Source organism: Roseateles sp. GW821-FHT03B02 (genome assembly GCF_059421025.1).
In genome coordinates this window covers 107,027-120,128 of record NZ_JBWKUV010000005.1, presented here as the reverse complement: position 1 = coordinate 120,128, position 13,102 = coordinate 107,027, and the positions used below count along the sequence as shown (strand labels likewise).

The following is a 13,102-nucleotide window of genomic DNA, read 5'->3' as shown; positions in this document are numbered from 1 at the left end:
AGATTCAAATGAGCAAGCTCTCCAAGTGGATTAAGGCACTGGCTGTCGCGACAGTTTTCGCGGCCCCGATCGCCTCGATGGCAACTCCGATCATCGGCACTGTCAACCTGACCGTCGGTCAAGTGAAGCTGGTCCCCGGCTACATCGACTGGAACAACGACGGCACGACCAGCGTCGTGACTCCGCTGCCGACGTGCCCTGGCTGCAATCTGAACCCGCAGCCCACGGGCGGCGCCACGACAGATGGCCAGTTCAACGTTGCCGCAACGATCAACGGCTCGTTCTTGACCGATCTGGTTCAGCCCGGCGGTCGCATTCGCGATATGGCTGACCCGACATTCTTCCCGTTGGCCTTGGGCAATGCCTTCCCGCTTGCCACTCTGACGTCGGTCGCCGACTTCCTGAAGTTTGACGGCAAGACCACCTGGTCCTTTACCGCGACCTACCTCTATCAGGGCAACATCGTTGGCTCTCCCTTCTCGGTCGTTTCTAGCGGCAATGGCTCCACGGTATCGATGACCATCATCGGTACGGCTTGCGATATGGCCACTAGCGGTCTGAGCTCGATTTGCGACGCAACTGACGACAAGACCAATTGGACGCTGACGCTCAGCTCCAATTACAACGACACCGCCGCCGCTCTGCAGACGAAGCTGTTCTCCGGTACGCTGCAAAACAATGCCTGGTCCGGTGTGCTGGTCGCGTCGCCACTGCCTGAGCCCGCGTCTCTGGCGCTGGTCGGCCTCGCCCTCGCCGGTGCAGGCGCCGTGGCTCGCCGCCGCCGCGCCAAGTAAGCTGATTGGCTACCTTCCTCCATAACTCCTGATCTCGCAACCGCGGCAAGAGGTTGGATGGGCAGTAGCCGATAGTTGAAGTTTGCCCCGAACACCTCGGTGACGTATGTTTCCGGGGTGTTTTCTATTGGAAACGTCGATCTTGACCCCTGTGATGCACGATGACCGCCTGGATCTCGGCCAGGCGCGCGAGCACAAGCAGTTGCAGGACGAGAACGCTCGGTTGCAGAAACTCCTGGCGGACCTCGGCCAGGACAAGGCGACCTTGCAGGGCATTGCCGCAATAAAGTGGCTTTTGGATCTGCGGCGCCGAGGCTGCAAGCCTCTGGACTATGTCCGGGTGCCAAAACGGCATCAGTCTGCGTCGGGCCAGCTGGCTCAGGTGTCGCTAAACACGCCCTAGTACGCCCCGCCGGGACTGGCTGTGACGTTCTTCCAGCAGCTTGTTCATCCGGCTCCTGATTTGGGAGGCTGGGATTGCCGAGACCTCCCGCTCCCCGATTAGGAGATGATTTCTTCGTCAATCAACATGCTCATGGCGTCTACCTTTCCGCGGCAGCACCTGAGCAGGTCTTCATGGGGCCAATGCACTTCTCCAGCAGGGCCCTCGCCTCTCGGACGGGAATCGCATAGCTGATACCACTGGGCGCGCTCAATGCCGCCTCTTTGGTGCCCTTGACGAGCACCATGCTCACCACTCCAACGACCTCGCCGGTCTCGACATCGATTACTGGGCCGCCGCTGTTGCCGGGGTATGCCGTGGCGTCAAGCTGCAAAACTTCGAACGGTCCCTGCCGCAGTTGACGAACCGCCCGTTCACTCAGCCCCCGCGTGCCTGCAGCCGGCGGCACTATGGCCGTGCGAGCGGACACGATGCCGCGGTGTGTTACGTGCGAATAACCCAAAGCACCTCCGATAGGGAAACCTATCAGCGCGATGGCAGCGCCTTCTGGCGATTCCTTCGCGGCTAGCCGTAAGGTCGGAACGGCAGCCCCTTCCATCTGCAGCAACGCGAGGTCGTGCTCTGCATCTACGCTTATGAGCTTGGCGCTGCGCATAAGCCACTGCGACTCAGGCGTCCACACCTGCACAGCAATGCTGCGGTCGATGCGATCCGGCGTTAGCTCCGGCACGACATGGGCATTGGTCAGCACATGCATCCCATCGGCGACGACAAACCCGGTTCCGCGGAAACCGAAACGCGGGTTGTCCATCAAACCGTAGCTGCCGACTAGTACAACTGAACGTTTAGCCCGCGCGACAAGATCAGGCAACGACTGAACCTGAGCAACGGAGCCCGAACACACCAGGCTTGCCACCACGAAAAGCAGCCCTCGGCGTCCGGCGTTCACAAGTCTCCCGATACATACTCAGTCTCGAGGGCGCTTACAGCGCGGCGCCAGACTTCATCGGACTCCTCCAGCTTGAAACCATAGAACTCGCCGGTATCGCTGTGGTGATGCCGCATTACCTTAACGTCTAGCGTCGCCTTTTCCTGAATACCGAGTTCCACCCTAACTGAACCCTCCGAGCCTATCGGGATATCCAACTTGGACTGGGCCTGGAAACCCGACAGCGAGATCTCGATAACAGTCATCACAATGGAGCGATCACCGCCTTCCTTCATCCGCAGCCGAAGCTCGGCCGGGCAGCGCAGCGAGAACCGCTGGTGACGCCGCATCGGATGGTGAAAGCTCGTATCCGACATGCTCATCATTGGCAGCACGGCGCGAAACTCTGGCTGGTCATAGATGGACCACAGTAACGCCTTGCGGCGATCGTCAAGTGAATCGAATACCTGACTGCGCTGGTTGAAGAAATAGTCGAGGATAGTCGGCGTCAGCACCGGATCGTTAGTGGTGAAATAGCGGCGCTTGGGCAACTTGATGTTGGGTAGCTTCAGCGTGACGAAGTAGTGATGCAGATTTTTGCGTTCTTTGCGCTTGCCATAAACGCGGCGGAAGACTTCCTTGGCGGCGGGCAGGTCCAGCGCGGCACCAACAGCCGGAGCGCCATTAGCAAAGTCATACTTGTCCACGACGTTCTCCTGCAGGCGCTCGAAGAACAGTAGCGATTCGTATAGTTCGATCTTGTCGGGATTGACTGCGATTACAAGATGACGAGTATCGAAGTACTCAGTGCAATACTCGTACATGAACTTCATGAGCGGGAACAATATGGCCCCGCCCGTTTTTCGGAAGTCCGGGTGAACAGCCAATGCCGAGATCTCGGCGATCTGGCCTTGCTTCGCACGCACGTCACTGAGATCGAAGACAGCTTGTAGCGGAAATCCGAATACGCCCTCGCGGATCATCGACATGGTACCCACAACGCGGCCGTCGTATTTAGCGCAAAGCGTCGTCGTCGTGGGCAACGCGTGGTACATGGTCACGCGCAACCCCGACGGCGCCGGTTTCATGAAGCCACTGGCTACGTAGGCATCGTGAAGGATACGAAAGCAATCTTCTAGTTCTTCGCGGGTCTCAGCGACCTTGAGCTCTAGCCGGGCATCAGGTGCCGGATCGCAGTCGATCATGCTGCGATAGATGCCAAACCTAGTGTGCTGCGGTAGATAGGCAAAGGCACGCCGCATCCATTGATGAATACGCTTGCGGAAATTCGCCTGCTTAACTCGCATACAGCTTACCGGAATGAATTCAAAGTGGACGCAAGGCCTCGATCGGGGACTTCAAAAAGGTCAGAGCGTCGATAGCATTTTCTGCACCTCTTCCTGCGCTGCAAACCCATTACCGAGCTGACGCAATTGCTCCAACTCAGCACGAGCTTCCGATTTCTTATTGGCCTTGATTAGATATTGCGCGAGATGCAGGCGATGAGTCGCTTGCTTGGGGTCGATTTCCACGGCGCGCAGTTGCAGGCCAAGCGCTTTGTCGATCCTGCCTGCAGCTGCATGAATTTCAGCAGCCGTGTCCATCAATGCCGGACTGTTGGGTGCGGCAAGAAGCGCCCTGTCCGCGAACTGCATGGCCTCGGCCTTGCCCGCACGGTTAAGCAGCCACGCTACATTGTTCAACGCTGCAGCGTCGTTTGGTCGCACTTCCAATACTTTGCGATAATAACTTTCCGCCTTGTCAAATTCTCTACTCTCCAGCGCTGCATCCCCTAGATAAAAATTAAAGATCGGATCCGCAGGCCGATTGGCAAGCCATTCTTTTGCTAACTTATCAGCATCCGCAGCTTGCGATGCATCCCTCAGCACACGATGCAGCTTGATCGCCACCTCGCTCACTGGCTTCTTGCTCAATGCCGTGCGATAAGACGATATAGCCGCAGGTCGCATACCTTTAGAGAAGAATATGTCGCCCTCCATGACCCAACCCATTGGATCCGCAGGGCTCAGTGATTGCTGCTCTTTGGCCAACATCACAGCCTCATCGGATTTTCCAATACGCAGCAACAGAGTGGCCATTGCGGCGGCTGCGGGTGCATACCCCGGCTTCATGGCCAAAACCTTCTTCAGTTGCCCAATTGCAGCCGGCGAGTCCCCGCGCAGCAAATGCACATCAACGACGCGCATCAGAGGGGCGATAGAATTTGGCTGAAATGCTGCCGCCCTCAAAAAGCTCTGCACTGCTTGATTATATTCTCCGGCAGCCGACTCAGCCAGCCCTTGCACTTCATGCAGTTTCGGATTTTCTGGCGAACGGACAAGCCAGCCTTTTACGAGTTGCGACACCTGCTTATATTCCCTGCGCCCCATCAAATGGTCGGCAAGCGCCAACTGAAGGGTCTCAGCTTCTGGGAATTGACTTACAGCTGCCTCCAATTGCGCCCGCGTGTCATCAGACTTAGCGCCAGCAAAAACGCGAGCACTGATCAACCCCATCAAGGCTTCCACCGACTTGGGCTCAGCCGCAACCAATTTTTCATACCGGGCTACCGCCAGTTCCGGCTTTCCGGCTTGTCGATCAAGTTCGGCCAAACTGCTAACAGCAGGCAGATAGCTTGCTGACCGCTTGACTGCCAGTTCAAGATCTTCGCGAGCTTTACCCAGCTGCCCTTGCATCATCTCGATGCGCGCCTTGAAGTAAGGTGCAATGGGCTGGCTGGGCTGCTTGCGTTCAAGCTCCTGGACCACTTTGTACGCTTGATCCAACTGGTTGGCACGAAGGTACGTCATTAACATGACGACTTCCGCCTGAACGCCCTGGTCGCTTGCGGCAACAGCCCGCAATTCAGACATTGCTCGTTCAGTTTTACCTTCATCCAGATCAACCAGTGCCAGCGCGGTCCGACCTTGACTGTCAGTGGGATCAAGCTTATGCAACGCTTCATACATCTTCTTTGCATTGGTCGCATCGCCAACCTGCAAATATGCGCCAGCAGCAACTGAATAGACGGCTGCGGGTGGGGGCGTCTTGGCATCCAGCAACGGCTGCAGAATCGCCAAAGCCTTTCGAGAATCACCTGCCCGCAGGAAAGAACGCGCAAGCAAAGTCCTGACCGTAATCGGCGACGGCGTATTATTCAATGCCTTGCCAAAATGCGCCGCGGCTTGTTGATATGCACCTCGCTCGTATTCAATCGTACCTGCCAATTGCAAGAAACTTGGACTATCTGGCATGACTCTCAATAACTGCTGCGCGCTGTCCCGGGCAGCCTTGAGGTCCCTATTTTCAAGCGCTAGACCCGCACTAAAGAAATGCACATAAGGACTTGTCGGAAGTGCCTTGCGCAGTTCTTTAAGTTGCCGCTCCATCCCAGCCGTGTCATGCTGCCTCCAAAGAAGATTGAATGCACCAATATGAGCCTGCAAATTACTCGGATCACGCTTCAATGACTCTTGATAAGCAGTCATGATTTCGGCCATATCAGCACCTGAGGCCTGAAGAGCTTCCGCACGCGCCATCCAAGGATGGCCAGACTCTGGATGAGCCTTCAGCGATTCCTCGATCTTTGCGAAAGCATCAGCCTTATCGCCTGAGAGCATCAACAATCTAGCAACAGCCAGTTGTGCGACGATATTTGTCGGATCAGCCTGCAGTGCAGCATCTGCCGCCGCCCTTGCCTGAACATATTTTCCCTTGCTGCCATAGACCGTGGCCAATGCCGCCTTTAGCTCGGCCTGACTCTTGGGTGATTTCAGCTCTACGTCTGCATATTCGCTAAGAAACTTTTCTGTTTGCCCCTGCAAAATCAACGCAGCCGCCATTGGGGGCACCAGCTCATCGGCGTTGTATCCAGTTTCCCTAACCTTAGAAAACTCCACCCAAGCACCTGAAACATCTCCGGTCTCAAGCAACGCCTTGCCCAGCAGGAAACGCGCTTCGACCATAGAGCCGTCCTTCTGCAGGGCGTTCTTAAATTCGATCGAAGCAGCCTTGTACTCCTTCTTCTGCATGCGTTCCTTGCCCGATTCGACAAGCTGCGCGGCCGACTGGTCGAAGCAGCCCACAAGCAGTGCCGACGCGGCGAGGACGGCACCGGCAACGCGGACAGAAGTGAAGCTCACCTTGTAGTTCCTCATTTGATCTGCAACCGGTTCATCATGTCGTAAAGGGTCGGGCGGCTGATGCCGAGCAGTTCAGCCGCGCGGACGATATTGCCGTCGGTGCGCGCCAGCGCCGTGATGACGGCCTGGCGCTCGGCGTTCTCTCGCACTGTTCGCAAGTCCATCGTTGCGCTGTCGTCAGATGGCGTGGGCCCGGCCCTCAGTCCCAGGTCCAGTGAGGTGATGCGATCGTCCTCGCACATGATCACTGCACGCTTGAGCATGTTCTGCAGTTCACGCACATTGCCGGGCCAGCGATGCGCCTCCAGCGCCCTGACGGCATCATCGGCCATCGTGGGTACCGGGCGCCGCATCTCGGTCGCGAATCGACGGACAAATGCGTGCGACAGCAGCACGGGATCCCCCATTCGCTCACGAAGCGGCGGAATCTCGACAACGATCTCCGCGAGGCGGTAGTAAAGATCCTCACGGAAACGACCGTCGGCGATACGCGCCTTGAGGTCCTGATGGGTGGCCCCAACGACCCGCACGTCGATCGGAATCTCCTGGCGGCCGCCCACGCGCTCGATGACCCGCTCCTGCAGAAAGCGCAGCAGCTTGGCCTGCAAGGGCATCGGCAGGTCGCCGATCTCGTCCAGCATCAGCGTGCCGCCGTTGGCCGTCTCGATCTTGCCTAGAGTGGACTTGGTCGCGCCGGTGAAGGCCCCCTTCTCGTAGCCGAAGAGCTCGCTCTCCAGCAGCGTCTCTGGGATGGCTGCACAGTTGATGGCGACGAAGCGGCCCTTGCGTTTGGAGGCGTCGTGCAGCCCCTGGGCCAGCACCTCCTTGCCGGTACCGCTCTCGCCCAGCAGCAGCACGGTGGCATCACTGGGCGCCACCTTCTCGATCATGCGGCAGACGCGCTGCATGCCAGGGTCGCGCGTGATGAGGCCCGAGAAGACATCGCTGCTCTGCTGCATCTGCAGCCGCCGGTTCTCCTGCTGCAGCTCATAAAGGCGGTAGGCACGCTCGACGGTCAGACCCAGCACGTCGGGGTCGACCGGCTTGGCGAGAAAGTCGTAAGCCCCCATGCGGATGGCCCTCAGCGCATTGTCCTGGTCGTTCTGCCCGGTCAGGACGATGACCTTGACGGCCGGGTCAAGCTCCAGCAGCCGCTCAAGGCACTTGAATCCCTCGGAGACCGAGTCCCGGTCCGGCGGCAGACCGAGATCCATCGTCACAACGGCCGGGCTGTTGCGGCGGAATTGCAGAACCGCACTGGCGACATCGTCGGCCGTGACCGACTCGAAACGATCAAGCGACCATTTGAGTTGTTTCTGCAGGGCGAGATCGTCTTCGACGATCAGCAGCGGTGCGTGACGAGGCGTGCTCATGGGATGTCGGCCGCTGCCAGCGACATATCGGCCTGCGCATGGAACAAGGGGAGCAACAGGGTCACGGTAGTCCCCCGGTTCAATTCGCTCTGCACGCTGATCTTGCCTCCCAGTTCCTGCACATATTGATAGCTCTCGTGGGCCCCTATGCCCATGCCGCTGGCCTTGGTGGTCTGAAACGGCTTGAAGAGACGATTCTGTATGAAATCCTCACTCATGCCGCACCCACTGTCCTCAACCCGCACGCGGGCCTGGCTGCCCTGGGCATCCAGCATCAGACAAACCCGACCGCTGATCGGCGTCGCGTCGAAGGCGTTCTGCACGACGTGACCCAGCACGCGCTCAACACGCTCCGCGTGCCCACGCGTACTGACCCCTGGCTGCAACACCAGCTCCAGCACCCTGCCCTTGCTGGATGCTGCGGCCGCGAGCCGCTTCGCTATCTGCTCCAGATCAACGCCGCTGGTCACGCCATGAGGCTTGTCGCCCTCTCGCAACTGCAGCATCAGCTGGCGCATCTTCTCGAGTGAGTTCTCGACGGTGTCCAGCATGTCTTGCTGGAACTCGGGGTTGTCGCGCAGGCGCTTGGCGTTCTTCATCATCAGCGAGAGCTGGGTGACGATGTTCTTCAGGTCGTGCACGACGAATGCAGACATGCGGTTGAAAGCGTCGAACTTGCGGGCTTCGAGCAGTGCCTCCGTGGACTGTGCCTGGTCTAGAAAACCGGAGGCCTGGCTTGCGGCGGTACGCAGCAGATCGCGCACTTCCCAGTTCAGCTCAACGACGGCCCGCGGCCGGCCCAGCACGACGAAGCCGATCAGCGCTTCGCGCACCAGCAGCGGCACCAGCAGCCAGCAGCGCGGTTCGTCCGTCAGCCAGGCAGGCAATTCCAGCCCTGGATAGGCTTCGTGCCGTGCCCGCCACTCGTCCAGGTCGATGATCCAGGCCCGCTCCTGCCAGAACCTGGCCAAGGCACCATTGCGCGCCTCGCTGCCGGCCTGAGCCGGCAGGTTCCAACGCGCCGTCTGCACAAAGTCGCTGCCCGCCGAGCGCTGCATCCACAACATGCCGCTGGGACTCTCGACCAGGTTGGCAAGCGCCCGCACGACGGTCTCAGCAGTGCGCTGGTCCTCGCTACTGCTGGACAGCAACTGCGTGAAGCGCAACCATTCCTCACGGTAGTCATAGCGGTAGCTGAAGAAGTTCTTGCTGATGTAGACCCGCAGCCGTGAGCGCATCGAGCCCGAAGCGACCAGCAGGGCCAGAGCTACCAACGCCACGAAAACCAGCGCCACCGACAGGGCCCGCCCCCAATGGCCACCCGTGTAGCGAACGTAGTACCCGACACCCGCCACAAGGAGCAGGTAGACACCCACAAGCAAGAGCGTCGCGGAATGAAAGACCGCCGCACGCGAGACATGCAGCCTGCCCAGCCAGTCCGCATGCCGCCGGGACGCCACATAGAGCAGCGGCACGGCTGCTGCGTGAACCAGGGAGCGCACACTGATGGCATCACCATCAAAGCGCTGGAACAGCGCGGCCTGGGAGGCGATGAACATGTCAAAAACGAAGATGGCCCCAAGGCCCAGGCTCACCGGTTTGGCATTCCAACGTGCGTCACCCGTTGCGTTTCGCAGCATCTGCTCGACAAGAACCAGCCCCAGCACCGCGATGCCAAGCGCGGCAAAGGCCTGAGGTCGTGCAAGGTTGCCTGAAGGCAGGCTCTCGGCAGACAGGATCAACCAGGACTGGCCCACCACCGCGAAAGCGGCAAGCGGCCGCATCCAGCCCAAACCGGCGCCACGCCGAGGTGGCGGCAGCAGCAGCAGCATGAAAGCAAACCAGAGCGCAAAGCGCAGCAAATCCAGGGTGGGGACGACCCAGGTCGGCAAGCGGTCGGACCAATGCCTCAACCCATCCGCCAAGGCAGCACCGGCCCAGACCGCGCTGCTGGCCAGGGCCGCCAGGAACACGAGCGCCAGGGCAGTGACAGGCAGGCCACCACGCAAGAGTCGTTGCGCGAAATAAAGCGCAAACAGCCCATAGGCCAGCGCGCAGGTCAGATCGCCAAGGCTGCTCAGGCTGAGGAAAGGCGCGAGCACCTCAATCATTGCGCTCGGTGCAGGGTCCAATTCAGCAGCAAGAGACATGCGTGATTCAAGCATGCCTCAGCGGCAGCGAGCATCGGCGCTTACGCCGAAGCGCTCGCGGCTCAGCGCGCGCCCTTGCCAGTCAGCACGACGGCCACCGTCTCCAGCATGATCAGCAGATCAAGAAAGAGCGAGTGGTTCTTGACGTAGTAGAGGTCGTACTGAAGCTTCTCGACCGAATCCTCGATCGTCGAGCCGTACTCGTAGCGCACCTGGGCCCAGCCAGTGACACCGGGCTTCACACTGTGGCGCACGGCGTAATACGGAATCTTGCTGATCAGTTCATCAACGAAGAACTGGCGCTCCGGGCGCGGGCCGACCATGCTCATCTCACCCCAGAGCACGTTGAAGAGCTGCGGCAACTCGTCGATGCGGACCTTGCGGATGAATCGGCCGACGCGGGTCACGCGGTCATCGTTCTTGGTAGCCCAGCGCGGCTTGCCATCCTTCTCGGCATCGGTCCGCATGCTGCGGAACTTGATGACATTGAAGGGCACGCCATTCAGGCCAACCCGCTCCTGCCGATAGAGCACAGGACCGCGCGACTCGAAGCGGATGGCGAGCGCCGTGATCAACATGATCGGCCAGGTCAGCGCCAGGATCAGGGAAGCAAACACGATGTCGCAGACCCGCTTGATCGCGGCACGCAGCATGCCCTGGCTGAAACCATCGCCAAACACCAGCCAACCCGCATTGACATGCTTGATGTTGATCTGGGCCAGCGTCTTTTCGAAGTGGGTGGCGATGTCCACCACGCGCACACCCGACAGCTTGCAATCCAGCAGCTGGCGCAGGGGCATGCTGCCACCGCGGCGCTCGCTCAGCGCGACCACGATCTCATCGACGTTGTGCTTCAGGGCCGCTTCAGTCAGGTTGGCACCATCGTTGATGATCTCGGCGCTCGGCACCTCGGGCTTGTCCTCGTTCGGCCCCGCGTAAAAACCGACGATCTGCGCATGCGGGTCCGAGGCGCGCAATGTGTTGCCCACCGTACGGGCCGCAACGCCGGTACCAAAGATCAGGATGCGGCTGCGCATGCGAGCCTGGGTGCCCGAATGCGCGGCATAGACCCGGTGCACCATCACCGCCGCAACGGCAACCATGGCCACCAGCGTCAGCAGATCACGGTGGCTGGTGTTGGAGGGCACAAGGCTGAAGATGGCGTAGGCCAGGGGCAAGCCGAACAGCAGGCCAAACAGCGCGCGTGCGCAAGATTCGGTGATCGAACGGTTGTGAACGTGCTGGTAGAAACCCGTCGCCGAATTGATCACGAACATGCAACCGGCCAGCGACAGGCCGTGCGAAGCCGCAAATGGCAACACCGTCTGCGCCGACTCGCCCTGACTGAGAACCACGGCCATGACGGCGAAAACAATCAGACCGAGATCAAAGAAGACCTGGAGCAAGGTCTGCTTGTGCAGGTAATGGTTGAATATTCGAATCATTTGCATCCCCGATCACTACTGCCTGGCGCTTTCCGAATATGGAATCCGACTAACAAAATACGATTCAAAATCGATATTCCATTCACCCCCGAAACGGAGGACGCCAGTACAACACCACCTCGCGGCAGCCCAGCGGTTGCGGACACCTCGGAGACCGCCCGGCTGATCACACCCCGCGCTTGATGCCACAACAGGTACGCTGACCAGCCATTGATCGCGCCGGCATCATGCCTCCGGCACCCAGGCTTGAAAGCCCCCCGTTTAGAGGGTGCCCGCCCCTTGAATCCGTGTCGTGCCGCTGAGCCTGCCAGGGCCGCCTCGAGCGTCTTGTTTAGCAACGGGCGGCAGTAGAACCGAAAGAGGACGACGCCCGCATGACAGCCTCCGCGCCCGGCCGGACAAAGCGTGCGGAACGCACAGGCTTTCCGTTGAAATTGCAGGAAACCTGTTTATCGACGATCGCCGTCGCGCAGGAAACCGAATTCCTCCGCGCATCGAAAATATGCCCCGACCTCGACAGGCTGGGGAGTATTCACGTTTTGACGTCCGACTGTCGCAAACACCCTCAATTTGTCGTCTTGAACAAATTCTCTTGGAAATGAAGCGCCAAGGCCCGCGTGCAGCGGGCCTTGAGAAGAAAAAACGCCCGCCGAGGCGGGCGTTTTTGGGCAAAGGCGAACCAGCGTCAGCGGACGACGGCCAGTTGCTCGCGAGCGCCACCCTTGTAGGTGTAGAGCGTCAGCGCGCCGTTCTTGATGTCGCCCTTGTCGTCGAAGGCGATGGTGCCCGTCACACCCTTGTAGCCGGCCGTCTTGGCCAGCACCGGCAGGTACTTGGCCGGATCGGCCGAGCCGGCCTTGGCCATGGCGGCAGCCATCACATTGACGGCGTCATACACGTAAGGCGCATAGATCTGCACGTCGACGTTGAACTTGGACTTGAACTTGGCCTTGAAGTCATCCATCGACTTCTTGGCTTCGCCCTCCACGCCGCCAGCCTCGGCGCAGACGACCTGGCCGTCACCCATGGTGCCGGCGGCCAGCTTGGGCAGTTCGCCCGAGCAGATGCCGTCGCCACCCATGAACTTGGCTTCGATGCCGAGCTGCTTCATCTGGCGCAGCATCGGGCCGGCAACGGCGTCCATGCCGCCGAAGAAGACCACGTCGGGCTTCTTGCCCTTCAGGGAGGTCAGGATGGCGGTGAAGTCCGTGGCCTTGTCGTTGGTGAACTCGCGGCCGACAACCTTGCCACCCGCGCCCTTGACGCCCTTCTCGAACTCGTCAGCGACACCCTGGCCATAGGCCGTACGGTCGTCAATGACAGCAATGGACTTGCCCTTCAGCTGCGCCACTGCGTATTTCCCCAGCGTGCCGCCCAGATGGACGTCGTCAGCCACGACACGGAAAGTGGTCTTGTAGCCGTTGCGGGTGAACTTGGGGTTGGTCGCGGACGGCGAGATCTGCGGGATGCCGGCGTCGCTGTAGACCTTGGAGGCTGGGATGGACGTGCCCGAGTTCAGGTGGCCGATGACGCCATTGACCTTGGAGTCGACCAGCTTCTGCGCGGCAGCCGTGCCTTGCTTCGGATCGCCGGCGTCGTCTTCAGCCAGCAGTTCGAACTTGGCCTTCTTGCCGCCGATCATGACGCCCTTGGCGTTCAGTTCCTCGATGGCGAGGCGAGCACCCAGCTCGTTGTCCTTGCCGAGGTGGGCAATCGCGCCGCTGGTCGGGCCGACGTGGCCGATCTTGACGACCAGGTCCTGCGACATGGCGGCGCCGCTGAGCAGCGCTGCCACTGCACCCACCACGAGATTCAGCTTGATTTGCATGGATCAACTCCAGTTTGAAAGAGAGAGGAACAAACAGAG

General features: G+C 59.9%; 9 protein-coding genes. 2 read left to right on the top strand and 7 right to left on the bottom strand.

Going from position 1 to position 13,102, the window contains the following annotated elements; genetic code table 11:
• Positions 1–8 precede the first annotated feature (8 nt).
• Positions 9–794 carry a PEP-CTERM sorting domain-containing protein gene (locus tag AC07VX_RS15280; protein WP_493166503.1) on the top strand — a complete coding sequence of 262 codons (786 nt, stop codon included), beginning with the start codon at positions 9–11 and terminating at the stop codon, positions 792–794.
• Between the two features lie 154 nt (positions 795–948).
• Positions 949–1,197, top strand: coding sequence for a hypothetical protein (locus AC07VX_RS15275; RefSeq protein WP_493166504.1), 249 nt, complete (start codon positions 949–951; stop codon positions 1,195–1,197).
• 139 nt (positions 1,198–1,336) lie between these two features.
• Here the strand turns inward: AC07VX_RS15275 and AC07VX_RS15270 are convergent, their stop codons facing one another.
• The 7 genes from AC07VX_RS15270 to AC07VX_RS15240 all read right to left on the bottom strand — a co-directional run bounded on the left by AC07VX_RS15270 (position 1,337) and on the right by AC07VX_RS15240 (position 13,063).
• Positions 1,337–2,008 (bottom strand): S1C family serine protease, encoded by a 672-nt coding sequence (locus AC07VX_RS15270; RefSeq protein ID WP_493166505.1) that lies wholly within the window; start codon positions 2,006–2,008, stop codon positions 1,337–1,339.
• A gap of 134 nt (positions 2,009–2,142) precedes the next feature.
• Positions 2,143–3,432, bottom strand: coding sequence for a GNAT family N-acetyltransferase (locus tag AC07VX_RS15265; protein ID WP_493166506.1), 1,290 nt, complete (start codon positions 3,430–3,432; stop codon positions 2,143–2,145).
• A 60-nt stretch (positions 3,433–3,492) separates the two neighbouring features.
• Entirely contained in the window at positions 3,493–6,282 is a 2,790-nt protein-coding gene (gene prsT / locus AC07VX_RS15260; protein ID WP_493166507.1) for an XrtA/PEP-CTERM system TPR-repeat protein PrsT, read from the bottom strand.
• On the bottom strand, positions 6,279–7,640 hold the full coding sequence (gene prsR / locus AC07VX_RS15255) for a PEP-CTERM-box response regulator transcription factor (protein WP_493166508.1): 1,362 nt from the start codon (positions 7,638–7,640) through the stop codon (positions 6,279–6,281). Before prsR ends, prsT begins: the two co-directional genes overlap by 4 nt.
• Positions 7,637–9,790 (bottom strand): XrtA/PEP-CTERM system histidine kinase PrsK, encoded by a 2,154-nt coding sequence (gene prsK / locus AC07VX_RS15250; RefSeq protein ID WP_495122015.1) that lies wholly within the window; start codon positions 9,788–9,790, stop codon positions 7,637–7,639. The genes prsR and prsK overlap by 4 nt, the downstream gene beginning before the upstream one ends.
• Positions 9,791–9,852: 62 nt before the next feature.
• Positions 9,853–11,196: a TIGR03013 family XrtA/PEP-CTERM system glycosyltransferase gene (locus AC07VX_RS15245; RefSeq protein ID WP_493183915.1), complete on the bottom strand. Its 1,344-nt coding sequence runs from the start codon at positions 11,194–11,196 to the stop codon at positions 9,853–9,855.
• A gap of 724 nt (positions 11,197–11,920) precedes the next feature.
• Positions 11,921–13,063 carry a branched-chain amino acid ABC transporter substrate-binding protein gene (locus AC07VX_RS15240; RefSeq protein ID WP_493166511.1) on the bottom strand — a complete coding sequence of 381 codons (1,143 nt, stop codon included), beginning with the start codon at positions 13,061–13,063 and terminating at the stop codon, positions 11,921–11,923.
• Positions 13,064–13,102: the final 39 nt, after the last annotated feature.

Bases quoted from the DNA above. Each gene is read 5' to 3' on its own strand.
- prsR (WP_493166508.1), bottom strand. From the start codon at position 7,640: ATGAGCACGCCTCGTCACGCACCGCTGCTGATCGTCGAAGACGATCTC.
- prsT (WP_493166507.1), bottom strand. From the start codon at position 6,282: ATGAGGAACTACAAGGTGAGCTTCACTTCTGTCCGCGTTGCCGGTGCC.
- AC07VX_RS15275 (WP_493166504.1), top strand. From the start codon at position 949: ATGCACGATGACCGCCTGGATCTCGGCCAGGCGCGCGAGCACAAGCAG.
- AC07VX_RS15240 (WP_493166511.1), bottom strand. From the start codon at position 13,063: ATGCAAATCAAGCTGAATCTCGTGGTGGGTGCAGTGGCAGCGCTGCTC.
- AC07VX_RS15280 (WP_493166503.1), top strand. From the start codon at position 9: ATGAGCAAGCTCTCCAAGTGGATTAAGGCACTGGCTGTCGCGACAGTT.
- AC07VX_RS15265 (WP_493166506.1), bottom strand. From the start codon at position 3,432: ATGCGAGTTAAGCAGGCGAATTTCCGCAAGCGTATTCATCAATGGATG.
- prsK (WP_495122015.1), bottom strand. From the start codon at position 9,790: ATGTCTCTTGCTGCTGAATTGGACCCTGCACCGAGCGCAATGATTGAG.
- AC07VX_RS15270 (WP_493166505.1), bottom strand. From the start codon at position 2,008: ATGGACAACCCGCGTTTCGGTTTCCGCGGAACCGGGTTTGTCGTCGCC.